Genomic DNA, 23,563 nt, shown 5'->3' on the forward strand with positions numbered 1-23,563 from the left:
CGCGGCACAGGCCCGCCCGGAGGTGCTGTCCGGGCGGGGCGGTGTCCGGGAGAGGCGGCGTCAGAGGACGCGGCGGGCGGCCAAAATGTCCCAGTCCTTGATCGGGGTGATCCGGACCGGCTTCGATGTGCGCGGCGCCTCGATGACGAGGCCCTCGCCCATGTACATGCCGACATGTTCGGGACGGCTCGCGGTGCCGCGGCTGAAGATCAGGTCACCGGGCTGGAGCTTGCTCGGTGAGACCGGCTTGCCCTCGTTGACCTGCGTGTACGTAGTACGGGTGAGGGTGACGCCGGTGTGGGCGTATGCCTGCTGCATCAGCGAGCTGCAGTCGCAGCGGCCCATCGGGTCGGGGCCGTGCGAGTCGGTGCAGTTGCCGCCCCACTGGTACTGGGTTCCGAGCTGGTGCATCGCCCAGTCCAGCGCCTTGCGGGCCTTCGGGTCGGCGTCCTTGGGGATCTTGTATCCCTTCGGGACGCTCCCCTCGGGTATGCGGCCGAAGCCGGAGCCGTCCTTGGACGGAGCGCAGCCGGTGGTGTCGGCCGTCGGCTCCTTGACCTTGTCCGGCGCCTTGTCGACCTTGTCCTTGCCGGCGCCTGGGAAGGTGGCGGCGATGGCCTTCTGCAGCGCGGTCGACAGGCCCTCCCACTGCGCGTACGCGTCGGGGAGGGCAGATTTCTGGACGGCCTGTGCCGCCTGGGTGACGGTCATCTGCTGCCAGCCGCTCACCTTGAGCAGGTGCTTGTAGAACTGCTCGGAGGCGTGGACCGGGTCGCGGATCTGCTGGGCCGTGCCCCAGCCCTGGGAGGGGCGCTGCTGGAACAGGCCCAGCGAGTCCCGGTCTCCGTAGTTGAGGTTGCGCAGGCGCGATTCCTGCATCGCGGTGGCGAGCGCGATGATCTGGCCCTTCTTGGGCACGTCAAGGCTGATGCCGCTGGCCACGATCGTCTGCGCGTTGGGGACTTGCTCGGCCGGCAGGTCCAGGCCCTTGATCTTGACGTCCTTGCCGGACGCCCCGTCGAGGATCTTGGAAACCTGCTTGGCGACCTCGCCGGAATCGATGTCGGTCAGGCAGCCGCTGGAGAACGCTGCGGTCTGGACGGCATCGGCGGAGGAGGCCACCATCATGGCCGTTCCGGCGAGCAGGAGTGGGGAGAGGAAGACGACGCCGATGCCGGCGGCGAGCGCCTTCAACCGGCGCGGACCGCTCGCGTGTCAGCGATTACGGGCATGGGTGGGTAGAGAGACGTCATGGACGTGTCCTTCGGGGTGCGGTGTCCGGCGTGCCGCGTACGCAGGGCGTGGTGGAAGGGCGCGGCAGCCGGTGGTGGGCGATCGAGGAGGCCAGTGCGGGCGAGTTGCCGCTCGCCGCGCATGGCCGGGCCGAGAGCTAGGTGTGCCGGGGCAGGGGAAACCTCCGAGAGGCATGGTGGGAAGTAGCCAGCGGCGGTGTGCGCCGGGCGGTTCAAAAACAGTAGGCCCGAATTGGCGGTTGACCAAAAAGTAGGCGCGAGGGATCGGAAACCGCACCCTCCGCCCACACTTCTTGGTCGTCGGCGATTTCACCTCTACAGTTTTTGGACTCCCCCTCGCTCTCCCCGATCTGTGGCCCGGGCATCTCTATGCCCCATTCCGGCCTGCGGGGACTCGCCTGCGAGACGGGCTTTCCCTTCCGTGTTTCCACGCCTGAACTGGGGTTCCTCTTTGCCTTTTTCCCTGCACCAGGGCGACGCTCTCAGCGTCCTTGCCGGCCTGCCGGACAACTGCGTCGACTCCGTCATCACCGACCCGCCGTACAACTCCGGCGGTCGGACTGCGAAGGAGCGCACGAGCCGCTCCGCGAAGCAGAAGTACACCTCCGCCGATGCACAGCACTCCCTGCCCGACTTCACCGGCGAGAACATGGACCAGCGCTCGTACACGCTCTGGCTGACCCAGATCATGACCGAAGCGCACCGCATGACGAAGACCGGCGGCACAGCGCTGCTGTTCACCGACTGGCGCCAACTCCCCGCTACGACAGATGCCTTCCAGGCTGCCGGGTGGCTGTGGCTGGGCGTCCTGACCTGGCACAAGCCGCAGGCCAGGCCGCAGAAGGGCAAGTTCCGCCAGGACTGCGAGTACATCGTCTGGGGTGCCAAGGGCAAGATCGACGCCGCTAAGAATCCGGTCTATCTGCCCGGTCTCTACAGCGCCTCGCAGCCGTCGGGGTCCAAGCGCCAGCACATCACCCAGAAGCCCGTCTCCGTGATGCAGCAGCTGGTGCAGATCGCCCCGCCGGGCGGCACGGTGCTGGACTTCTGCGCCGGCTCCGGATCCACAGGCGTCGCCGCCCTGCTGGAAGGCCGCGACTTCATCGGGGTGGAGAAGACCGAGCACTACGCGTCGATCGCGGCCGACCGGCTCACCGAGACGATCCGCGAAACCCTCACCCGGGACGCCATGGTGCTCACCACCTGACGCTACAACCGCACCTCTCGACTGCGGATTTGGTCATCGCTCTCTGGCTCAGAGCGACGGCCCGCCACTCATTTATTGCGGCTCGACGAGCGATCCACTCGTCGTGACTTCTGCATCCCCATTTCCATGCCTTCTAGGAGGCCATTCTCCTCATGCCTGAACCCGTAGAGCCCTCGTCCGAGGGGGAGCTGGAGCCAGTCCGAGTTCTGGATCCCGACTCGGAGGGGGTAGAGGCCACGGTCCGGCGGCTGATGGACCGGCAGGCCCAGCACGAGCAGCAGCTCGACCGTCTGGCGTCGGCGCCGGACCCCGGCAGCCCGTCGCCGTTCGCGGCGTTCGGGATGCCGGGCTTCGGCGGACCGCCCTCGGCCGCGCCACCGGAGCCCCGCCCGATCATGGAGCTGGACGGCGAGGAACGCGAGGACGAGCTTGACGCTTTGTCCGACTGGGTCGACGACTTCCTCCTGCCGGTCTACGGGGCGGAGGTCACCACCGCGGCACCCTGGTGCCTGCAGTGGCAGGAGCACGACGACGTCGTGGCCTGGCTGCATGCCCTGTGGCTGGCCTACCAGCAGCACAAAGACCCGGAGGCCGGCCTGTCAGGGCTGTTCGTGTGGCACCGCGACTTCCTCACCCACGCCGTCGCCGCGATCCGTTCACCGGGCGGGCCGCTGTCGGCCTGCATGACCTCCCCGGACCGTGCCGCCCACCGGCTCCTTCCCGGCCCGCCGCCGTCGGCGCGCACCGAGAAGGCGACAGCCGACGCGTCGGCGCCTGCCGAGCCCGCGGAGCCGGACGAGCCGACGTCATGACCGGCGGGCATCAGCAGCCGGCCTTCGGCCTGAGCTTCGACCCCCGAGCCCTGACCGACCTCCTCCAGGCACCCGGCGACATCCGCGATCTCACACTCTCCTACCTGCAGGAAGTCGTGAACGCGGAGCGCTTCGGGCCTCGGCTCACGGGCGACCTGGAGGGCTACCGCAAGATCGTCGTGGACTCCCGGAAGGACTGGCGCGTTGTCTACGGACTCCGCTCGGCCTCCGAGGGCTCCCCGCAACGGCGAGAGATCCACGTCGTCGCGGTCCGGCCCCGTGCCGGCAACGACATCTACGACGAGGTCGGCCGCCGCCTGGGCATGGCCCGCCGGCCGCTGAGCGCCCGCACCCACGCGGCACGCTCCCGCCCCCCGCAGCTCACCCCCCGCAGCGCCGCGCCGAGGCCCAGCCCGCCGCCCTCCGCGATGCCGGGCCTTCCCCACCCCGCGCACCACCCCTCGCCCGGTCACACCCGCTGATCGTACGGAGCCCCCGCCTATGCCCCCAGACCCCCTGCCGGCAGCAGCCCGGCGCTCCGTAACGCAACTCGACCACCGCATCGAAGTCGTCACCGGCCAGGACGTCGACACCCTCTGGGCCTACCGCGACCGCGGCATCCTCGACGAACCGCATACCGACCTGGTCGACCGGCACCGGGAGCTGGCCAGGGCCGAGACCGGGGTGACCTTCCACCGCACCCTCCTTCACCGCCTGGCCAGCGGCGACTTTCCCGTCGACGGCGCACTGTTCGAGCGCATCGACCGCACCGTGGACCAGCTGGAGGAGGCTGCCGACGTGCGCGACTTGGCCGCACGGCAGGTGCTGGCCGCGTTGGAGCCGATCCAGGTCACGGCCCAGCAATCGCAGCCGGAGGTCCCGGAGCGGCTGTCGGCCGCCGACCAGGCGGCGCTGCTGTCGATCGCGGGCGGCGCCAAGGTGCACACGCACCTGATCACTGGGCGCATGTCCGTACCCACAGCCTCCGGCACCAGGGTCGCGTACGCCCACCTGGAGCGGCTCGAAGCCGCCGGCCTGGTCTCCCGGGATCCCGACCACTCCGTGACGGCCGGGCAGCCCGTCGCTTTGACCGACGCGGGCCGCACCGCCCTGGCCGGCAGCCGCAGGCGCCAGCCCTTCGCGGCACCGGCACCGCCAAGGCCCGGCACCTGGCCCGCGGCCCCCACTCGACCCCGCCGCTGACTCCGGGTGACCACGAGGAGATCTATGCCCCTACCCGAACTCGACCTCCGACTCGATGACTTCGAGCCCGCAGACCCCCAGGTGGAGGAAGCATTCCTGTACGCGGTCTCCCTCAACCAGGACATGCTCCTCCCGCTGGCTGAGCACCACAGTCCTTCCGGGGGGAACAGCTTCTACGTCCTGCACGACAGCTCGGTCACCTGGGGGATTCCCGGAGAGCCACAGATCGCCGCTCTCCACCTCCAACGAGACTTGGTTGCCCGGACTTTCCACTTCGAATACGTTCCGCTGCCCCTGCCGTCGATGGCGCAGTCCCTGCTCATCAACCGCGGCTGCCCGCCCGACGCCATCGACCTCAACCCCGACCTGGGCCCCCCGCCAGCCGACGAGGCCACACGGGCCCTGGAGCGCCGGCTCATGGGGGACGGAGACCACTTCGCGTGCGGGTACTCCTACACCAACGACAGCCCGGACGACATGGTCACCGTCGCGGCCCTGCGCGCCCTGGATGGGCGGGCTTCTTCCCCGTTCCGCGTCGTGATCGAAGAAGTCGACTCCGAGGCGTGGACGCACACCCTGCGCGAGGGCGGCTTCGCCTCCGCCGAAGAGGCCGTCCAGTGGTGTCAGGAGCGGATCAGCGGCACGGCCGGGCCCCTGCCACCGGTCCGCCCAGGAGTGTCATCCACCCGTCCCGCTGCCCTGCCGAAGTCTCCCGCTCCGCGCCCTCCCGGCCGCTCGCACTGAGCCGCAAAGCCGACAGGCGCGCCGCAACATAGCCGACGATCGCCGGTTAGCCAAACCGGCGAATCTCCGGACTCTTAATCCAGCCGCCGGAACAACACGCGGCGCCTTTCCACACCATCCCTATGCCTGCACGGAGGTTCCTTCCGCATGCGCTCAACCCGAATTGCCATATCCGCCGCGATACTCGGAGCACTCGCTCTGCCGATGCTCTCCGCCACCACCGCCAGCGCGGCCCCCGTCGCCTCCGCCGTCCGTGCGAGCAGCTGTTCGTCCCTCCCGCCGCTCCCGTACGAGGTCCACGCCAAGGCCGTGACCATCCGGTCCAAGGCCACCACGAAGTCCACGGCGGTCGGGGTGCTCTACAAGAGCCACCGTTTCAGCGTCGCCAAGAAGAGCGGGAACTGGCTCTACATCACGGACAAGACCACCGGCGTAAAGGGCTGGGTCTCCGGCACTTACGTCTTCCGCGACGTCCGAATGTGCCTCGACTGACAGCTGGAGCAACGCAACCCGCTGATTGCCCAGCTGAGTTGACTGATCGCCCGGCGATTCCCCTGAACTCTCAGGTGTCTGCGCCACCCGGAAAGGAGTTCCCCCTTGCCCGATGACATATACGACGGCTTTGAGGATGTCGTGGGCGTGCTCACCGAGCAGATCGAAGCGCACTTCGAGATGGGCATGGATCAGCTGAAGGCCGCCGTCGCCGTCGCGCCGACCGCTCATCCCGACGCCACCGATGTCGTCAAATGGCACGGGCTTCTCGTCGGTTCGCAGACCGCTCTCGACCGCGCGGAGAACGACCTGCTCGGGGCGCTGCAGTCGCAGCCCAGCGAGGTCGACGACCCCACGATGGGCCTCGCCCACCGCGTCAACGCAGCCGTCACCGCGCGCGACGGCCGGGCCATGGTCGTGCGGTGGCTTCTCGACCCGGCCGCTCCGGGGAAGCAGGGCCTCGCCGCTGAACGCCTCGCCCGTCTCAGCCGCGGGACTCGCAAGGGCCCGGCGGTGCAGACCAGCCCTCCGCAGCGTCCGGCGGTCGCACCTGCACCCGCGCCCGTCCTGCGGGCGGGGAGGGGCGCGCTGTGAGCGTCCGCTTCAAATCCAGCACCCTTGACGACCAGATCGAAGGGTCCTTCGCAGCCCCGGTCGCCGAGCTGTACGCGACGGCGGTCGGCCCCAGTGCGACGCCCGCGCTGACCCGTGTGCTGGAGCTGCGGTCGTTCCTCGTCCTGGCCGAGGAACAGGTCGCCCGTGTCCGTGACCGCGTGCACGAAGCCATGGCGCCAGGGCGCGACATGAACGAGCTGTCAGCGGACGACCTGCGGATGGACTCGCAGTGGCTGGAGGCTTCGCTCGATGCCCGCGACGGCTACCGCGCCGCGCTCGGCGAGCTGTTGCGGACGATGCCACCGCCCGACCAGCAGCCCCGGCCCGTCCGCCTGACGCAGGCGACGGTCGCCACCACCCCGCCGCCGTCCGTCGCCGCCCCGGCACCGCAGCGTGCCGGGGCGGCCCGGTCCCGCCGACCGTGAAAGCCCCCGCTTGCCCCACCTCACGTCCACAGAGATAGCCGGACGGATCGCGGACCTGTACGGCTCACCGCTCGACGACCTCGCAGCCCACGCCCAGGACCAGCCGCCCGGCATGCTCTCCGCCCTGCTCGGCATGCACGACGGCCTCGCCCTCGCCGAGCGCAGCATCGACTTCCACCGCGACCGCCTCGCCCAACTCGTCCACCCCGAGCGGCAGATCGGACGCCACGAGGTCTCCCACCTTCTCGACGGCACCCGCCGGATCGCCGAAGCCGTCGCTGTCCGGGACATCCAGGCCCAATCGGCCTCCGCCGTTCTCCAGAGCCTGGCCCGCGTCACCGCGCCAGCTCCGCCCCCGGTACCCGCGCCAGCCGTTCCCGCCCCACCCGCTCCGGCCGTGAGCACTGCACGGAGCCGCTGAGCCCCGCGGGTAACCCCCTTACACGCATCCAGGAGTTCCTCCCTTGGCCATCACCGGTCTGCCCCCCGACACCGACGCTGACATCGCCCGGGTCACCGAGGCACTCGCCATGATCACCCCGCGCTGGAACGTGCGGATCCTGCTGGCCCTCTCCGGCCCCCCACAGCGCTACAGCGAGATCGCGGTCAAAGTCTCCTGGCTGCAGAGCGGCCAGCTCCACCCCAAGATCAAGTCGCTCTGCGACGCCGGCCTCGTGCAGCGCACCGAACACAGCTCTCGGCACGTCACCTACGGCCACACAGAGCGCGGCGCAGCCCTCCTGCCGGTACTGCCGATGATCGTCACCTGGGCCGAGGCGCACCTGGAGAAGGCGGATCACCCGCTGCCCGCGATCGAGCAGATCGAGGACAGCCTCACCCTGCTCACCCGGCGGCACGCCGCCGCCCTCCTGTGGGTGCTGAAATCCCGCGAGCAGGTCAGCGGCCGGGCACTGGCCAACATCGTCATGCCCAGCAGCGACTGGACCAACGTGTACCCGCCGCTGCGCCAGCTCGTCGCTGACGGCCTGGTCGACACCGACGGCATGGGGCAGCCCTACCGCCTGTCGGTCGCAGGCCACGGTCTGGGTCCCCTCTTCGGGGCTCTGTCCGCGTGGTCGGCCGGGCGACCCCTGGCAGGGGCCGCCCAACACCCCGTCTGGGGAAGCCCGAAGGCAACGGCCGGTCCGCGGACGTGGGTCAGCAACCAATCGAGGCTCCCGGCTCCCGCCCCGTCGCCGCCGCCTGTCCGGACTGGGCAGAACCCCCGCCTGACATGGCAGAACCCGGATCTGTTCTCGCACACCGCGGCGGCCCGCCCGAAGGCAGCACTCCCGGCGGGAGGCCCGCGCCGATGAACGCCTCCTTCACCCCCGCCGAACTCCGCAACGCCTTCACGCTGTTGTCCTCGACGGCCCTGATCCGTCTGATCAGCGAAATCGACGACAACGGGCCGATACCGCCGCGCAGGCTGGCCGGCACACTCCATGACCTCTCCGCGCACCGCCTCCGCCGGGCCACCGACGCGGCCCGCGCCCACGCTCTCGTCCGGGTCGGACCCGGGGTCGGCCTGGAACTCACCACGTCCGGCGCGGAACTGGCCGACATCTACGACGCCATGGCCCGGTGGGCACGGCGCCACGCCTACCCGACCCCTATCTGCGACTTCACCACCCGCCTCCAGCACACCCTCGCTCTCCTGGCGCCCATGCTCGGGGCCGACCCGGCCGAAGGCTCCCAGCGCCGGGCGGGCGAGAGCCCGCCCGAGCCCGACGCGGACCTTGGCCTCGCGCGCGCTCTGCTCGCCCAGTGGCTGAACGCCAACCCGCAGGTCCCCCTGCTCCCTGAGCCCGAGCACGTCGCGTGAGCGGTGGCACCACCCCCCGGCACGCCCTTCACACCGCAGGACTGCTGCGCGGGATCTATCTGCCCCGCACGGTCGATGCCCTCGCGTTCGCCATGTCCACCTACGGCATCCCGCTCCTGGTCCTGGCCACGACGGGCTCCGCCGCGCTGACGGGCCTGGCGTTCGCCCTGGAGTGGATACCCAGACTGGCCGCTTTCGGCTGGGCCGGAGCCATCGTTGACCGGCGAGGCGCGTCGGTCGTCTTCTTCCTCGCGTCCCTCGGCCGCGCAGTGGTCCTCGCCGCCGGTGCGGTCACCCTCTATCTCCACCCGTCCGGCACGGTGGCCAGTGCGACGGTGATGGTGCTCGCCGCCAGCACCGGCGTTCTCACCGAGTTCTCGTACATCGCGGCCGAGACGGCAGGCGCCGCCGCCGGCCGCCGAGCCGGGGGGCGAGCCCACCGTGTCCAGGCCGTCCTGCTCGGCATCGATCAGACCGCCACCCTGACGGGCCCGGCGGTAGCGGGCTTCCTGCTGCTCGCCGGGCCTCCCCAGATGCTCGCCGTGATCACCGTGTTCTCCCTGCTCGCCGCGCTGCTCGCGCTGCGCACACCACCCTCACCGGTCGCCCCGGCCCGCGCCCCGAAGGATCACACGAGCGCGGGGCTGCTTACCGGTTGGCGCACCATCCGCTCCCTGCCGGCCCTCGGCTGGCTGGTAACCGGCCTGACTCTCTCCAACTTGGCCACCGGCTTCCTCCAGGCCGCCGGCCCCGTGATCGTCGTCAACCACTACGGGCAGTCCACCACCGCCGTCGGCCTCATCTGGTCCGCCGCCGCAGCAGCCACGCTCCTGAGCGTCACCATCTGCCGGTTCGCGATCGACCGCCTGGGCCTGTGGCCGGTCGGCGCCACCTGCGCCGCCGTCGCCTCACTCGCCTGCCTCGCCGCAGCCCAGGCGCCCGACTACCTCTCCTACCTGATCCTGGTCGCGATCCTGATGGCCGCAGAGGGCGGCATGACAGTGGTCCTGCGCACGCTGCGCTCCCGCCTGATTCCCCCGGACCGGTTCGGTAGCACCCTCTCCGCCACCATCCTCATCCTCCTGCTGCCCTTCCCCGTCGCCGGCGTACTCACAGCGCTCACCCCGCCCGACGCGCTGGGCCACGTCATCACCGCTTGCGCCGCCCTGCAGGCCCTCGGCCTGTTCCTCGCCTTCGCCCGCCTGCGCACCGATCCCGCCCTGCGCTCCTGACCCGCTGCTCTTCCCCAGCTTGTGGAGAACTTCCCCATGTCCTTTGCCTGTTCCGGAGCGACCCGTGCGCGCAGCCGCACCATCACCGATCAGTTCCACGCCTTCCACGCCCAACACCCGCACGTATACCGCGCGCTGGAGCGTATGACCGCCCGCCAGCTCGCCACCGGCGCCACCCGCGTCGGCCTCAAGAACCTCTTCGAGGACCTGCGCCGAGAGCTCCCGTACGGCGTGGCCGGGCTGAACAACAACTTCACCGCCCTCTACGCCCGGCAGCTGGTCGCCGCACACCCCAAGTGGGCCAGCGCGTTCGAGCTACGGCGCCGCCGCGCCGACTGACAGCTCTTCCCCCCGTCCTGCTGTCCACCGATTCGGAGAACCTCTTCTTGTCCGCACGCCCCCTCGTCCTCGTCGTTTCTCCTGGCGATGAGACGTATCGCTCGTACTGTCTTGAGCAGGTCGCCGCCGCCTACGACGTCGTCCTGCTCACCGGCACCGAGCCCTCGTGGGAAAGGCCGTACATCGTCGACCATGCCGTCGTCGATCTCTATGACGACACCGCCCTGCTGGCGGCCGGCCGGGCCTTGGCGGCACGTCACGAACTCGCCGGTGCCGTCACTTGGGACGAGTGGCACCTCGTCCCCGCCGCCCGCCTTGCCCGCGGACTCGGCCTGCCGGCGAACCCTGTGGAGGTGATGCGGGCCTGCCGCAACAAGGCCACCGCCCGCAGCCTGTTCGCCCGCCACGGGGTGCCGTCGGCCGCGTCAATGAAGGCCCAGACGCTGTTGGAGGCCGGACTGGCGACGATGACCATCGGCTATCCGGCCGTCATCAAGCCCACCGCGTTCGCTGGAAGCATCGGCGTGATCCGCATCGACCAGCCTGAGGAACTGCCCGCCGCCTTCGCGTTCGCCTCAGGGGCGAGCCAGAGCCGCGAGGACACCGCCGTCCTGGTCGAGGAGTACCTCGACGGGCCGGAGGTCTCCGTCGAATGCGTTACCCACCGTGGCGTAACCACTGCCGTCGCGGTGACCCGTAAAAGTCTCGGGCCCGCACCGTACTTCGACGAGACCGGGCACACCGTCGATGCTCGCGATCCGCTCCTCGCCCAGGTCGCTCCGGTCGCCGCTGCCGCGGTCAAGGCCCTGGGAATCACCGACGGCGTGCAGCACGTCGAGGTGCGCATGGTCGACGGCCAGCCCCGGCTGATCGAGGTGAACGCACGTCTGGGCGGCGACATGATCGGCCACCTCGTCCGCCTTGCCACCGGCATCGACCTTCCCCGGGCCGCCGCCGCCCTCGCCTGCGGGCACAACCCGGACATCACCCCCAGCCGTCAGCAGGCTGCGGGAATCCGCATGCTCTACCCGGCGGCCTCCGGCACCCTCACGGAACGGCAGATCAACCAGCCGTTCGCCGCCCACACCCCTTGGCTGCGGCAGGTCCAGTGGATCCGCAAGGTCGGCGACCCGCTCCTACTGCCGCCCGAGGGCGACCTGTTCACTGCCAGGGCCGGGTTCTACATCGTCACCGGCCGCGACACTACCGAGGTCAACGACCGGCTCGACACGGCCGCCGACGAGATCACCGTCACCACGCAGGTCGACCGATGACCCCGGAGAGCGATCCGCGCTTCGCCATCGACGGGGATGTCTTCGTCTCCCCGCGCTATCTCGCCTCTACGACCGGGATTGGCGACCCCGCCCTCGCTCCGCTCCTGGGCCTCGGCTGGGACCTCCAGCACGACGACCTCGGCAACGCCTACGTGACCGCCCCCGACCGGCGCGTGCGCCTGGGTTACCTCCCCGAAGGTGAGGACGACGGGCTATGGCGCATCAACGCCTACAAGGACCCGTTCGGCCCGCCGGCCTGGGGCGTCTGCTTCAACGACCGAACCCCCACCGAATTCGTGCAAGCCTTCACCACCGCACTCGCGGGAGCATATGAACAGGGGCCGGACGCCTACCTCGCCCGGCCGGACGCCCGGACCGACGAACACGACCCCGCCCGAGCCGTGGGCCCACTCTTCCAGCAGGGCTGGGAGATAGAGCGCCGCCGTCAGGGCATCTTCGCGGTTCAGTCACCGGACCGGTTCGCCGGAATGGAGGTCACCACCGGCGACCTCGATCCAGAAGCCGAGCTGACCACACGCGACGCCCGCTGGCACCTGTGGGCCGGCAAGTCCATCGACCGGCCCGCCTGGTACGCCACCGCCAGTACCGATACCCCCGTCGCCCTGCTGGCCGCCGTCACCCAGTCCGTATCCGACCCGGCACCGCTTCCCCGGTGGCGACAGGACACCTACAGCTACATCAAGGGCATGGCCCACCTCACTCCCATCCTGCCTTCAGAGCCGACGGCCCCCACCCCACTCGACCTCCAACGGGCCGCCGCATCACGCCGTCCGGCCGCCCTCCCGCCTCCCAGCGTCCCGCGCTGGAGCACCACCAGCCGCCCGGCCCTGCCCGGCCCGCGCCGATAACCCCAGCACGACCCCGACCGGAGAGACCTCTTGTCCCTGCAGGCCCCCGAGTTCTTCGCCGAACTCTGCCTCCCCTTCACCGACCACGCCGTCGTCGGCAACACCTACTACGCCACCCCAGCCCCGGGCGCACCCCTGCGTCTGCGGATCGGCTTTACCGGAACGATCCACGCGGACACCTACGGCGGCCTGCGCCTGGCGATCATCCACGCGGACCGCGGAGAGATCGACGCCGTGGCCCTCAGCTTCGTGGACCACGGCACCTTCCACCGCCGAGACGAAGCCCAGCGCACCATGGTGCGCACCAAGCAGTACGGCACGTTCGACACCTACCACCGCCCCGGCCAGCCACCGTGGGAGGGCGCCGTCACCACCGGGCTGCGCGACGCCATCGAGCAGTACAGCGCCGTCTGGTTCCCCGGTGCCTGGCCCGCGTCAGCGTCGGGCCGCCCTGCGGGCCGCGCAGCCCGTACGGTTCCCGCCCCGCCCGCCACTCTCAGTGGTGGCCGCGCGCGCTGATCCTCAGCTCCAACCCACTGCCCAGCGTTCCGCGCAGGCCCGCCCCGCCGCCACCAGCCCCGGCTGCCGGCCGTGCTCGATGACTTCTCCACCCCACCTAATCAAGGAGCCCTTTCCCTGTGCATGCTCGTATCGTCCGCGGCGCCGTCCGATCGGCTGCCCTTGCCGCCGCGGTGACCGGCACCCTCACCTGGGCGCCAACCGCATTCGCCCAGCCGTCCGAGCCGACACCCTCCGCCTCCACCTCTCCCACCGAGACCCCCGCTCCGGATGCAGGCAGCATCGCGATTACCAAGAAGGACACCGCCGGGGACGTTCTGTCGGGCGCGGCGTTCCTCCTCCTCGATGCCACCGGTCAAGAAACCGGGCGCGGAAAGACCGACGCACAGGGGAAACTGACCTTCCCCGACCTCACTCCCGGCATCTACCGGTTGAAGGAAACATCTTCCGGAAGCCCGCTCCACGAGGTCGTCGCCGACCAAGACGTCATCGTCACCCCAGGCGCGACGGCGCGGCTGACGATCACCGACCCGTTCAAAGCCGCCAAGGTCCTCCTCCAGGCCAAGGACGACAAGACGGGAAAGCTCTTGCCCGGCTCCACCGTGAACATCGGAACGGGCAGCGACACGCTGCTCACCCTCACTACCGGGTCGCAGGGGACGGCCACGGGTGAGCTGCCCGTGAGCAGCCGAAAGACTGAGTTCTGGGTCAAGCAGGTCAAGGCTCCCCAGGGCTACGACCTCTACAAGCCCGCGAAGACCTTCAGCGCGGGCCCCGGTGCCCCGGTCACCGTGACCGTCACCAATGGCAAGACCGCAACCACCCCGAAGCCCGACCCCTCCGAGAAGCCGACAGGCAAGCCCACGCCGAAGCCCGACGACCCCTCCGAGAAGCCGACAGGCAAGCCCACGCCGAAGCCCGACGACCCCTCCGAGAAGCCGACAGGCAAGCCGACCGACAGCCCCTCTGGCGGAGGGCAGCCCACCCCTGCCGATTCCGCTTCACCGGACGCCGACGACTCGACTGTCCCGGCGGCAGCCCCGACGGCTGGGACGACACCGAAGGCCCCGGCCGGCTCCCTGGCCCATACCGGCGCCGACGCAACCCCGTGGATCCTCGGCGGTGGCGGAGTCCTCGTCGCCGCGGGCAGCGGCGCCGTGATCGCCGCCCGCCGCCGCAAGACAGCCGAGCCCCCGCAGGACAACGACGCCAGCTAATCCACGATTCACCCCTCGCCCAGCAGGCCCCCGGGAAACTCCCGGGGGCCTGCTGCGTGTACCGGCGTACGCAGACCTTCCCAGCGGGCTAGGTGACGCCGCCGGCTCGTGCCTGGGATCGCGGACGGTGGACGCGCAGTCCTCAACGGTGACGGTGCGACTGGGCACAAACTCCGAAATACCCTCTTATCGGCGGAAGTGAGCCGAGTGGAAATGCGGCGACATTGTGAAGGTGTCCACCGGGAAATTCCAGCGAGTGCGGCAAGAGAGGCCAGTCGCAACACGCCTGATCAGCGGATTCCCGGGCTTGACCCTTATAGCTTTACGTCGTGACGCACACGTGAGTAAATTAGTGAATTCCAGGCATCTTGTAATCTTCGGCGCATGGGAATTGAAACGCAGATTGCAGCCGCTCTAACCCCCTTCTCTGCCGTGGTGACGGTGCTGCTTTTCGTAGCCATGTGCCACCCAGAACCGCAAATCCGGGCACGGGCCGAACGGCTGTTGGCGGTGATCTTCCGAGCTCAGTAGCTAGAAGCAGGGCGCAGGCATGCACCAGGGCAGGGCCGGTGGCGGCAATCAGGAACGGCGCACGGAATGGCCCCTCTTGGCGGGCAACGTAGTACGGGCTCTCGCATGGAGCCGTTCGTCGACGCTGGACGCGGGGTCTGGATTCCTCAGGCTCAGGGCGCCCTAATTGCAGTTCGCCGGAGGCAGACAGGAAAGATCGCGGAAAGACTGGCCAAGGCGGGCGAGAGCATGTCAACGTAGACGACCTTGCAAGAAATACCTGGTCAGAGAGGTGATCGCCCGTGACCGTAGCGCCTGCCAGCCCGGGATTTGCCACCACCACCAAAGCCCTGCGCCTGCGTGAGCGGGAGCTTGGTTCGGGCCAGCCCGCCCTTGTCCTGGACCAGTTCTCTGCCGAAGACTTCCACCTGATCGTGGATGACCGTGCGGACGTGCACGTCAGTAGCCGGGACGGCCGTTTCTATCTCGGCTGGTTTCCGCACGGTCGTCCCGGCACCGACGGCGAGGGATGGAAAGTCGCCGTCACCGGAACTTCCAAGGTGCGCGGGTATCACCTGTCTTTCGACACCAGCACGCCGGCCGGAGTCGTCGCAGCTGCTGTGGCGCACGGGTTGGAGACCTCCCGACGCGTCTAACGCGAAAGACCCGAGTGGAAGTTCGGCGTTTCTCCGACTGCCGGTGAAACGCCAGTTCCACCGCTCACCGCTTTCCCCACAGAAGGAGGCTGCCCGTGACGCACACGGAAATGACCGTCGGCGATCTCATCGACCTTTTGACCGCCTGTGACCGCGATCTGCCGGTGCGCCTCGCGATGAACCCGTTCTTCCCGATGGCCCACCAGGTGGAGCAGATCGTGCAGTCCGTAGACGAGACCGGTCAGCCTGTCGTGTACCTCGCCGAAGGGCGAGACACAGGCGCGCAACTCGGTCATCTGCCGCCCGAGGTCGCCGTCGCCCTGACCTGGCACGGCCCAGTCCAGGCAGCCCCGCGCCGCGCCCGTCGTGCGGTCGGCGGCAAGTAGAGACCCGTACCTAGCCTTTGGAGGCGCCCCTGTACTCCGACTTCCCCCTCGACCCGTCCGCCCCGACCAGCGCCCAGTCCGCGTACTGGGTCGGTCCCCGGCACCTGGCCGGTGACGACGGACGCCTCTACGACGCCGTCGCCGACACGCTCGCCGGCCTCGGCTGGACGAGCCTGACGATCGTCCGCGGGCGAAGCGAGCCGGACGAGGCACCGGAGGACCGACAGGTCCTGCGCAGCACCGTCCTGCACATCAGCCCCGACACGCTCCGCTGGGCCCAGTGGGTTCTGGCGGACGAGCCGTTCCACCTGGGGGAACTGCCGATCGCCTGGCAGGTCTCCGCTCGCGCGGACACGAGCAGCCCGCTCGCCTCGTGGTCGGCGTACTTCACCTCCGACGTCCCCGGGGAAGTCCTGGTCGACTTCCTCGTCGCGCTCGACGCCCGCGACCAGCCCGCCGTCCCACTCGCCGGCCCCGAGCTGGTCCTCGACGCCGTCACCGCGCACGGCTGGCTCCGGGACATCGACCAGCCCACCGGCGGAGCGACGGATCCCACGTTCAGCTCGCACCTCAGCCTCGGCGAGGTACCGCCCCTCATCCAGGACGCCAACCCGCGCGCCCTGACCAGCCAGGCGGACGAGGCGGGCCTGGCCGCATGGCAGGCATGGGCCGAGCCCGTGCTCGGCACGCCCTGCCTGTGGGCGGTGTCCTTCGGCGCCAGCGTGCCCCACGACCTCGTCGCGGCGTTCGCCACTTCCCTCAGCTCGACCGCGCCGGTCCTGCGCCGAGTGCTTCCCGAGAGCACCAGGGAACGACTCCTGCGTGCACCCGCGAGTTAGCGGTCCGCGCTCCCTTCCATCCGACGTACGAAACCCGGTCTTCCGAATGGGGAGGCCGGGTTTCTGGCTTTTCCCTCCAGGGCACGTGCGGGCCGTGGAATTCGGAGGAGGGTTCGGAGCCGGTGCCCGCCCGGGGTACAGATTTCGGCGCAGAGCGAGAAGCTCGCTAACCTCTGGCTGCATGGAAATCCCGGAGCCCACCGGGCCGCCGTACATCGACCCGGACCACGACGACGTGACGAGGCCCGTCTGCGGGTTCTGCCCGTCCACGGTGTACCCGCGAGCGCAGTTCGTGATCTACAGCAGGCCGTCTTGGGAGTGCCCAGTCAACCCGGTGGACGGGCGACGCTATACCCGCGACGACGTAGCGGTTCCGGCGTGCGTACATCCGGACAAGATCGGCCTGGGCCCGGACAGAGTCGCCCCACCTCCGCAACCCGAACAGGTGGAATTGCAGCCTTCGGATGTTCCGTCTCGCAGAGGCTGGTGGAAGGTGTCTTGGTGGTCCCGATGAGCTGGTATCCGATGGGGCCCAACTACGGATTCGACTCGCCAAGGGTGAGGGTGCCGCACTGTACGCGCCGAAGGAACTCGACGAGCCCGGCCGCGAGGTCTGGGCCCTGCCCGGACACTCCAGTGGCGCACCGTCGCACACGACTGCTGCCCCCGACCGGTGGTCGGGGGCAGCATCATGTCGGATGCGGATCAGCTGGTTGCTGCCGCCTTGGTGAGGGCCTTGCCGAGGTGGCGGTCGACGAGGGCCGGGGAGCCGGAAACGACAAGCAGCACGCTGCCGTCACGGATCGCGGTTTGCTTCACCACGGTGTCCTGCCCACCGGCGGAGAAAGTCAGGAGCTGGCTCCACTGCTCGTCGCCAAGCTGGGGTGTGGTCACCTTCTGCGAGGCCACGTTGATCGTGGTGCTGCCCGAGATGACCTGGTACGTGGGGCACCCGGTCATGGCGTCGAAGATCTGGCCGATGCCGTCGGACAGCTTGTCGGCGGTGTTGCTGTAGAGCTCCTCGGACATCTCCGAGTTGCTGCCGCCGGTGTAGGTGAAGGTGGCCTTCGCCTGGCGGGGAAAGTCGAGCGAGCCGCCGGTCGCTGCGTCGCCGCCCAGCTCGTTGAGGGCGGGGCACCCGACGACGGTGACGTCGTCGTGCTGAGAGGGAGGCTCCGGCTTACGCAGGTAGCCGGAGCCGAGGTCGCTCTCGTCCACCAGCCGCTTCTCCAGCGCGGCCGACTCCAGCGGAGCGGTGCTCTGGCCGGTGCCGGCCGGCTTCCCGGTACGAGCGGAGGAGGCGGTGCTGGGCTCGGCCTTGGTGGTTTCGGCGGAGCAGGCCGGGAGGGCAAGGACGGTGATGGCGGTGAGGGAGAGGGCGGAGGCGACGCGAACGCGCATAGTGGACTGACCCCTTGGCGCTAGGTGACGGGTGGTCAGTGCGGGCGCGTGGGCCCGGTGGGTCGTAGGGGTGGGGGTCAGTGGCCGAGGTGGCGCAGGCAATCCTCGAAAGTTGCGTGCGTCGCGTCCGCGGGGCCGGTGTGCCGGTTGTACCAGGCGGTGTCGAGGCGCGTCTCTTGCTGCTGGTGGCCTGCCCGGCAGCGCAGCCAGATCTGGTCATGGGTGGAGAGGATGAGCCAGTCTCGGTACGCGCCGCACTCGGCACAGGCGACCATCTCGCCGTCAAGGACGAGCGGCTGCTTCCAGGAGGTCATCCGGCCGTCGAGCTGGTCATGGCTCGGCACGCGCAGATCCGACGGAAGGAAGTCGTCCACCACGGGGGCCGACTCTGCCGGCTCCGCCGCAGTCAATGCTCGTTCGATCTCCGGCGGCACCTGGCCCTCCAGCCGCGCCGACAGCTCGAAGAACCGGCGCTGCGCCTCGCTGGGCTCCGCGGCCCGGCGTCGCATTCGGTGAAACACTCCGGCGTCCTCCCTATCCTCGTCCTGCACGCATCATGATCGTGCCCTAACTCCCCGACCACTTCAATTCACAAAGTCCACAGTCACGGGCCGGTGCGCTGAGACCCGGGCCGCCCCGGTGTCCGCTGCCCTACAGGCCGCGGCGATTGGGCTGTGCCCGGACGACGGTTGACCTTGTCACCGGAGTCAGCGGGCAGGCCCGCGGTTCGGCGAAGTCGCCACACCAGGACGTCGCTGATGGACTCTGCCGTGCCGAGCTCTCGTCGCTCCGCTGCATCGGTGAGCAGGGCAGCCGGATCGTGGCCGGCCGCCTTGACGTCGGCGAGGGTGGCGGCGAGTGCGTGCCAGCCGGGCTCGGCGAGGATCTGCTCAGCCAGCTCCGGAAGCGACTGGCGTAGCAGCACCGTCTGCCGCTGGAGCAGCGGCCGGTTCAGGTTCTTGCCGCGCCGGTTGAGGACTCCGATGGGCTGGGCAGCGGCGGCCTGGTAGGCGGAGCGCAGGTGCTCGGCGGCCTGGCGGGCGGCATCGGCCTGCTGTGCGTGTCCCTTCTTCGCGTGCCAGAGCATGGTGGCGGTGATGAGGAAGAACAGCATGTCGATAGCCATGGCGGTGGTCGCGCCGTCCTCGCCCCGGCCAAGGGCGGGCCCGCCGTTCACGAGGTCGCGGGCAACCTGCCGCAGGACTCGATCGGTGCCGCGTTCGGCCCGGACGTGGGAGCGGGAGGCCCGTTCGAACGCGGAGGCAGCGGAACGCAGTTCCTGGCGGGTGTGGGCGGCAGAGGTCTTCGCGAGCGCGTCCAGGACCTCCCCGGTCGCCGCGATGTACGCGGCGGTGACCGCGTCCTCGCCGTGGTCGACGATCAGCACCGCGGCCCAGGCGGCCGAAGCGGTCCGCCGGCGTGCGGCAGACGGACTGCCCGGTGCCTCGCGGTCGAGACCATCTGCCGACGGAGCTTGGACGGGGTGATCGGCGGACCAGCGCTCCCGTATCCGGGGCAGGGACAGGTCCGGGGCGAGGCGCGCGCCGGGGTAGAACACAGGCTCGCCGTCCTTGTTGCGGTCGTCGGGCAGGGCCACCTTGTAGCCGAGCAGGTCTCCGGAGGGAGCGCGGCGCTTGCGGATCAGCAGGCCCTCGGCGGCCAGCCGGTTAAAGAACTCTTCCTCGTTCGTCACGCCGGCCACCGCGCGGCGTACGGTCTCGCGCAACTCCTCACGAGCTGTGCGCTCGCGGCCCTGGCGTCGGGCCTTGTGGCGCTCGGCGCTGGTGGGGTGTTGGGCTGCGGTGCCGTCACCGGTATTGAGCTGCTTGAGTCCGTATTTCGCTTCGATCAGGCGTGCTTCGGCCTGTGAGCGCTTGGCGTCGTTGTTCAGTCGGGGTTTGCGGCCGTCCTCGCGTACGAGGGTGGCGATGATGTGGATGTGGTCGTCGGCGTGGCGTACAGCAGCCCAGCGGCAACCGGAGTCGTCGCTGGCCGGCGCGATGCCGGTGGCGGCGACCATGCGCCGGGCGATCTCGCCCCACTGCTCGTCGGAAAGGACCGGATCGTCGGGGGCGGCGCGAACCGAAAGATGCCACACGTGCTTGTCCGGACGGCGGGCCTCCGCCACCGCTTGCACGGGCTGATCCAGGAGCTGCTGGAGCTGTTCAAGCGTGGCCTGCGGGTCACGACCGGGATCGGGCGCGAAGGTGTCCCAGGCCGCCACGAGGTGCGGGTCGACATGGTCTTCGTGGGTGCTCGTTTCGTACAGGTACTTGAGCAGGCCGATCGTGCGCGCGCCGCGTTGGTGGACGCGGGGGATCATCCGGCTCGCGTTTCGGTGTCGAGGTACATCTGCGTGAAGGTGTCCACGCGCCGTGCTGCACGGTGTACGGATTCAAGGACCGTCGTGGCGTAGGGGACATCGGCACCGGAGTTGATCGCCTTGGCCACTTGATTGAGGTTGTTACCGATCTGGTTGAGGTTGCGGCGCAGCGCGAACAGCTCGTCAATCACTTCACGTTCGCCGGCGACTTCGGCCGCGGTTCGGGTGAGATCGCGGGCTGCTCGCAAGGCGGCATGGGCGAGGAAGCCAGAGGGAGTCATCGCGCAGGCACTCGCGGCAGCGAGGAGGTCTGCCTTCTCAGCGTTGTTGAAGCGGCTGGCGATGAGGTGCTCGCGCTTCTGATCGGCAACTTTTCGCGCTCGGTTTCGACGCGATGGCTGGGGCGGCTGGGGCGGCTCATTGTGCGCGCAGTGCGGGTTGTGGCAGGGGTGTGTCCCCTCCTCGGGATGCGAACCGCCCTCGGTCGCATCCCGACGGACCTGCGCCCCCCGGTGCTGGACCGCTCCCGCCACCCCCGGGGCGGGAGGCCCGTTAGTAATACTCCCAACGGGAGTATTACTAACGGGATAACTTGCTCCCCCTGACACCGAGTTGATGTCGCGATCAGGCTCGGGGGTGGTGCCGTTCTGGGGCGGGTTCGTCATCGGGAGTCGGTCCTCGTTGAGCGGATGCGGTGCTGGATGGTGGCGGCCAGTTCGACGACGTCTGCCGGCCCCGAGAGAACGCGGACGGGGCCGTCGGGCTGGTGCTGGACGAGCCATTGGCCGGTCGGGGTGAGGATGGCGGCGTGCAGGAGCCCGCGGCGGACCAGGACGTCCGCCCAAGCGCCCGCCTCGGCGGCCGTGGGATCGGACGAGCGAATGGGGCGCGGGAACACGGCGGCCTCCTGGAATCGGGCGGTGGCCCGGCACGGAGCCGAAATACCTGTTGCGGATAGGGGCATTGAGCTGCTGCTTTGCCGGTTCAGCCGCACTCGGGGCAGCGCCCGACGTGGCTGCTGAGTGCCCGGGCCATCCGTGCCTTCGTCGAGGCGGCCTGCTTCGCGCTGGACTTCGCCGCCGGCCTGCCCGCGTGCCGTTCGGAGTGGGCGGTCATGAAGCCGATCTCCCGCTCGTACTCGGCACGGACGGTCTTGAACTGGTGGCAGGTCTTCATCGGGTGGTGCTCCTTGTCGCTGTGTCGCTGCCCTCTCGCAGCTGCTGGAGGACGAGACTCAGCCGTTCGTTCCGGCCGCCCTTGAGGCCCTCGCGCCGGAGGATCTCCCGCAGCTGGACCCGGGTGATTGCTTCGTTGCCGTCACGTGCGAGCAGAGCCGGGACGTGCGGGCGGACCTGCTGGGTGAGCTGGTCCACGGACTGCTCCGACTCGCGCGGCGGGCGTTGTGGCTGCGGGCTGCGGGACCGGCCGTTGCGCTTGCCCTTGCCCTTCGTTGTGGTCGGCTTCCGCCGGAGGGGGACCTTGTGTCCCCGGTCCCCGGTGGGCTCGGTCCCCGTTTCGGAGGCGGTCGGTCCCCGGTCCCCGGTGGGTTCGGTCCCCGTTTCGGAGGCGGTCGGTCCCCGGTCCCCGGTGGGCTCGGTCCCCGATCCGGCGTCCGACGGTCCCCGGCGCGGACCCTGGGCCTGAGCAGGCACTTCGACCACACGGCGGCCGGTCCCCGCGCTACCGCTGGGACCCTGGTTGGGCTCCGGATTGACGGGCTCGGTCCCCGGGACACGGTCCTCGATCCCCGCGTCGTTGTCCCCGATTCCGGGGACCGGTCCCCTCTCCTTGCCCGGTCCCCGGTCCCCGGTCATGTCGACGGCACGGTGGGGACCGTCCTTGGGGACCGGCTCGCTCTGGGCCTTCTGCGAGGGGACCGAGAAGGTCGACATGCTGCCGTCGTGCGGGGACCAGGGAGAGGGCAGCGAGACCGTGGCGAGCGCGAGTGCGTGCCGGCGGGCGGCCAGCTGGTCGAGCAGCTGCACGCGCTGGAGCGGGTCGGTGCCGACCGAGGCCCGGCCGACTGCCTTCGACAGCCGCCGGGTGAGCCGTCGGCCGCGCCAGCTCTGCCGTTGATCAGGCGTGCGCTCCGCGAGTCGGGCGGCCAGGGCGACCGCGCGGGCGGTTGCTCGGTCACGGGTGATCTGCGCGGCGTCGCGGTCTCGGGCGGCGATGCCGAGGCGGGACAGCAGCCGCTCTCGTGCCTCCCGCCCCAGGGTGGCGATCAGTCCGTGGGACGCGGCACCCGGGGTGTGGAGGCGCAGCTCGATGCCCATGGCGAGGTGCCACAGCATCGCCGCCATGATCGGGCCGACGAAGGCGCGGACTGTGCCGCCGACAGGACCGCTCTCGGCGAAGGCGGGGATCACTTGTACGCCGGTGATGACCCAGACCAGGGTGCCCGGCAGGCCGGGTGCTCCCTGAGTGGCCAGGTTCTGCCGGGCCATCAGGGCGGTCGCGAAGAGCGCGAGCTCGGCCGCGGCGAACATGCCTGCACGTTCTGCGGTGCCGGCCATGTCGAGGTAGTCGGTGGCGAAGCGCCACGACGTGTCGGCGCTGTAGGCGGTGCAGCCGAGTGCGGCGAGCGCGGCGACCTTGACTGCCGGGCTGCCAAGACGTTTCTGCGGACGCGCGCCCCGGCGCCGGGCCACCCAGCCGGTCAGCACCAAGGCGAGGGCGGCGATGGACCCGCCGACCGTCAGGAGGAGAGGCAGGTTCGGTGCGGTGCCGAGGGACAGGGCGAGGTGGGTCATGCGGCCTTTCCGAGAGGGGCGTGCGCCGAGATCGAGGTCGCCGGACAGGACACCGGCTGGCTCGTACCGGGTTTGGTGGGGGCTGGAGTGCCCTTGGGCGAGGTGCCTTTCGCGCGCTTCTTTTTGGGCCTGGGTACGCCGTAGGTGCGGTCCCTGTCGAAGACCTTGAGGGCGGCCTGCCGCAGCAGGTCACGGGCGTGCTTGTGGCTGATCTGCAGGGCTCCGGCGAGCCGGTCGGTGCGCCAGCCCCGGACGTAGGCGTGGTCGATGACGATCTGGCGCTCGGCTTCGGTCAGGTGCACGTCGCGTCCGATGAAGAACGCGCTCACGCGGCTGTAGTCGAGGCGTTGGGGCAGTCCGTCGTGCCAGGGGCGCCGCTCGGCTTCGGTGAGCCCGCCCCAGATGCCCTCCTTGAGGACGTTCTCCAGGGCGTAGTTGAGGCAGTCGCGGCGGACCGGGCACCAGCCGCACAGCTCCTTCGCCTCGGCGATGTCTTCGTGGTCCCGGGGCAGCGGGAAGAACACGGCGTCGGCATCTTCGGGGTCCATGCCGTGGCACGTACCGCGGGTGTGCCAGCTGGTGTCGCCGATGCCGCGCAGGCCGGTGGCCGGGGCGTCGTGGGTGGTGATGTGGCGCAAGGTGGTCTCCGATGTGCTGCCGCGTCGCCGG

Annotated in this window: 29 protein-coding genes; 20 read left to right on the plus strand and 9 right to left on the minus strand. The window is 69.9% G+C overall.

Annotated elements, in window-relative coordinates; genetic code table 11:
- Positions 1 to 60 precede the first annotated feature (60 nt).
- The gene (locus ACLLJJ_RS25945; RefSeq protein ID WP_434595851.1) at positions 61 to 1,194 is read right to left on the minus strand and encodes a C40 family peptidase; all 1,134 of its coding nucleotides are present in this window, start codon (positions 1,192 to 1,194) and stop codon (positions 61 to 63) included.
- Between the two features lie 510 nt (positions 1,195 to 1,704).
- On the opposite strand from ACLLJJ_RS25945, the gene ACLLJJ_RS25950 reads away from it, so the two are divergent.
- The 20 genes from ACLLJJ_RS25950 to ACLLJJ_RS26045 all read left to right on the plus strand — a co-directional run bounded on the left by ACLLJJ_RS25950 (position 1,705) and on the right by ACLLJJ_RS26045 (position 16,417).
- Complete coding sequence (locus tag ACLLJJ_RS25950; RefSeq protein ID WP_434595853.1) at positions 1,705 to 2,460, plus strand: DNA-methyltransferase; 756 nt, start codon at positions 1,705 to 1,707, stop codon at positions 2,458 to 2,460.
- A 251-nt stretch (positions 2,461 to 2,711) separates the two neighbouring features.
- Positions 2,712 to 3,272, plus strand: coding sequence for a DUF4913 domain-containing protein (locus ACLLJJ_RS25955; RefSeq protein WP_185302565.1), 561 nt, complete (start codon positions 2,712 to 2,714; stop codon positions 3,270 to 3,272).
- The gene (locus tag ACLLJJ_RS25960) at positions 3,269 to 3,754 is read left to right on the plus strand and encodes a hypothetical protein (RefSeq protein WP_434595854.1); all 486 of its coding nucleotides are present in this window, start codon (positions 3,269 to 3,271) and stop codon (positions 3,752 to 3,754) included. The genes ACLLJJ_RS25955 and ACLLJJ_RS25960 overlap by 4 nt, the downstream gene beginning before the upstream one ends.
- A gap of 19 nt (positions 3,755 to 3,773) precedes the next feature.
- Complete coding sequence (locus ACLLJJ_RS25965) at positions 3,774 to 4,475, plus strand: hypothetical protein (protein WP_434595856.1); 702 nt, start codon at positions 3,774 to 3,776, stop codon at positions 4,473 to 4,475.
- A 24-nt stretch (positions 4,476 to 4,499) separates the two neighbouring features.
- Complete coding sequence (locus ACLLJJ_RS25970; RefSeq protein ID WP_434595858.1) at positions 4,500 to 5,219, plus strand: hypothetical protein; 720 nt, start codon at positions 4,500 to 4,502, stop codon at positions 5,217 to 5,219.
- A 147-nt stretch (positions 5,220 to 5,366) separates the two neighbouring features.
- On the plus strand, positions 5,367 to 5,711 hold the full coding sequence (locus tag ACLLJJ_RS25975; protein ID WP_185298081.1) for an SH3 domain-containing protein: 345 nt from the start codon (positions 5,367 to 5,369) through the stop codon (positions 5,709 to 5,711).
- Between the two features lie 105 nt (positions 5,712 to 5,816).
- Positions 5,817 to 6,305, plus strand: a complete 489-nt coding sequence (locus ACLLJJ_RS25980; RefSeq protein ID WP_185298080.1) for a hypothetical protein — start codon at positions 5,817 to 5,819, stop codon at positions 6,303 to 6,305.
- Complete coding sequence (locus tag ACLLJJ_RS25985; RefSeq protein ID WP_185298079.1) at positions 6,302 to 6,751, plus strand: hypothetical protein; 450 nt, start codon at positions 6,302 to 6,304, stop codon at positions 6,749 to 6,751. Before ACLLJJ_RS25980 ends, ACLLJJ_RS25985 begins: the two co-directional genes overlap by 4 nt.
- A gap of 10 nt (positions 6,752 to 6,761) precedes the next feature.
- Positions 6,762 to 7,172: a hypothetical protein gene (locus ACLLJJ_RS25990; RefSeq protein WP_185298078.1), complete on the plus strand. Its 411-nt coding sequence runs from the start codon at positions 6,762 to 6,764 to the stop codon at positions 7,170 to 7,172.
- Positions 7,173 to 7,215: 43 nt separating this feature from the next.
- Positions 7,216 to 8,067 (plus strand): winged helix-turn-helix transcriptional regulator, encoded by an 852-nt coding sequence (locus ACLLJJ_RS25995; RefSeq protein ID WP_185298077.1) that lies wholly within the window; start codon positions 7,216 to 7,218, stop codon positions 8,065 to 8,067.
- On the plus strand, positions 8,064 to 8,576 hold the full coding sequence (locus ACLLJJ_RS26000; RefSeq protein ID WP_185298076.1) for a regulator: 513 nt from the start codon (positions 8,064 to 8,066) through the stop codon (positions 8,574 to 8,576). The genes ACLLJJ_RS25995 and ACLLJJ_RS26000 overlap by 4 nt, the downstream gene beginning before the upstream one ends.
- Positions 8,573 to 9,808, plus strand: coding sequence for an MFS transporter (locus ACLLJJ_RS26005; protein ID WP_185298075.1), 1,236 nt, complete (start codon positions 8,573 to 8,575; stop codon positions 9,806 to 9,808). Before ACLLJJ_RS26000 ends, ACLLJJ_RS26005 begins: the two co-directional genes overlap by 4 nt.
- A 36-nt stretch (positions 9,809 to 9,844) precedes the next feature.
- Entirely contained in the window at positions 9,845 to 10,147 is a 303-nt protein-coding gene (locus ACLLJJ_RS26010; RefSeq protein ID WP_185298074.1) for a hypothetical protein, read from the plus strand.
- Positions 10,148 to 10,194: 47 nt separating this feature from the next.
- Positions 10,195 to 11,421, plus strand: coding sequence for an ATP-grasp domain-containing protein (locus tag ACLLJJ_RS26015; RefSeq protein WP_185298073.1), 1,227 nt, complete (start codon positions 10,195 to 10,197; stop codon positions 11,419 to 11,421).
- Positions 11,418 to 12,290: a DUF317 domain-containing protein gene (locus ACLLJJ_RS26020; protein ID WP_434595862.1), complete on the plus strand. Its 873-nt coding sequence runs from the start codon at positions 11,418 to 11,420 to the stop codon at positions 12,288 to 12,290. The genes ACLLJJ_RS26015 and ACLLJJ_RS26020 overlap by 4 nt, the downstream gene beginning before the upstream one ends.
- A gap of 30 nt (positions 12,291 to 12,320) precedes the next feature.
- Positions 12,321 to 12,809, plus strand: a complete 489-nt coding sequence (locus tag ACLLJJ_RS26025; protein WP_434595864.1) for a hypothetical protein — start codon at positions 12,321 to 12,323, stop codon at positions 12,807 to 12,809.
- A gap of 119 nt (positions 12,810 to 12,928) precedes the next feature.
- Positions 12,929 to 14,026: an MSCRAMM family protein gene (locus tag ACLLJJ_RS26030; RefSeq protein WP_283520502.1), complete on the plus strand. Its 1,098-nt coding sequence runs from the start codon at positions 12,929 to 12,931 to the stop codon at positions 14,024 to 14,026.
- 812 nt (positions 14,027 to 14,838) lie between these two features.
- Positions 14,839 to 15,192: a DUF317 domain-containing protein gene (locus tag ACLLJJ_RS26035; protein WP_283520501.1), complete on the plus strand. Its 354-nt coding sequence runs from the start codon at positions 14,839 to 14,841 to the stop codon at positions 15,190 to 15,192.
- 95 nt (positions 15,193 to 15,287) lie between these two features.
- Entirely contained in the window at positions 15,288 to 15,578 is a 291-nt protein-coding gene (locus ACLLJJ_RS26040; protein WP_283520500.1) for a hypothetical protein, read from the plus strand.
- 17 nt (positions 15,579 to 15,595) lie between these two features.
- Positions 15,596 to 16,417, plus strand: coding sequence for a DUF317 domain-containing protein (locus tag ACLLJJ_RS26045; RefSeq protein WP_434595865.1), 822 nt, complete (start codon positions 15,596 to 15,598; stop codon positions 16,415 to 16,417).
- 705 nt (positions 16,418 to 17,122) lie between these two features.
- On the opposite strand, the gene ACLLJJ_RS26050 is transcribed toward ACLLJJ_RS26045, so the two are convergent.
- From ACLLJJ_RS26050 to ACLLJJ_RS26085, 8 genes are all read right to left on the minus strand, one after another.
- Complete coding sequence (locus tag ACLLJJ_RS26050; protein WP_434595866.1) at positions 17,123 to 17,818, minus strand: hypothetical protein; 696 nt, start codon at positions 17,816 to 17,818, stop codon at positions 17,123 to 17,125.
- A gap of 77 nt (positions 17,819 to 17,895) precedes the next feature.
- Positions 17,896 to 18,327, minus strand: coding sequence for a hypothetical protein (locus ACLLJJ_RS26055; RefSeq protein ID WP_283520497.1), 432 nt, complete (start codon positions 18,325 to 18,327; stop codon positions 17,896 to 17,898).
- Between the two features lie 95 nt (positions 18,328 to 18,422).
- A complete protein-coding gene (locus ACLLJJ_RS26060) occupies positions 18,423 to 20,141 on the minus strand; it encodes a relaxase/mobilization nuclease domain-containing protein (RefSeq protein ID WP_434595868.1) in 1,719 nt (572 codons plus the stop codon).
- Complete coding sequence (locus ACLLJJ_RS26065) at positions 20,138 to 20,674, minus strand: plasmid mobilization protein (protein WP_283520495.1); 537 nt, start codon at positions 20,672 to 20,674, stop codon at positions 20,138 to 20,140. Before ACLLJJ_RS26065 ends, ACLLJJ_RS26060 begins: the two co-directional genes overlap by 4 nt.
- Positions 20,675 to 20,802: 128 nt before the next feature.
- Positions 20,803 to 21,039 carry a hypothetical protein gene (locus ACLLJJ_RS26070; protein WP_283522666.1) on the minus strand — a complete coding sequence of 79 codons (237 nt, stop codon included), beginning with the start codon at positions 21,037 to 21,039 and terminating at the stop codon, positions 20,803 to 20,805.
- A gap of 86 nt (positions 21,040 to 21,125) precedes the next feature.
- Positions 21,126 to 21,317, minus strand: a complete 192-nt coding sequence (locus ACLLJJ_RS26075) for a hypothetical protein (protein WP_185298056.1) — start codon at positions 21,315 to 21,317, stop codon at positions 21,126 to 21,128.
- Positions 21,314 to 22,894, minus strand: a complete 1,581-nt coding sequence (locus ACLLJJ_RS26080; RefSeq protein ID WP_434595871.1) for a hypothetical protein — start codon at positions 22,892 to 22,894, stop codon at positions 21,314 to 21,316. The genes ACLLJJ_RS26075 and ACLLJJ_RS26080 overlap by 4 nt, the downstream gene beginning before the upstream one ends.
- On the minus strand, positions 22,891 to 23,532 hold the full coding sequence (locus tag ACLLJJ_RS26085) for a WhiB family transcriptional regulator (protein ID WP_434595873.1): 642 nt from the start codon (positions 23,530 to 23,532) through the stop codon (positions 22,891 to 22,893). The genes ACLLJJ_RS26080 and ACLLJJ_RS26085 overlap by 4 nt, the downstream gene beginning before the upstream one ends.
- Positions 23,533 to 23,563: the final 31 nt, after the last annotated feature.

The organism is Streptomyces sp. A5-4 (assembly GCF_051131715.1).
In the GTDB taxonomy this organism is placed as follows: domain Bacteria; phylum Actinomycetota; class Actinomycetes; order Streptomycetales; family Streptomycetaceae; genus Streptomyces.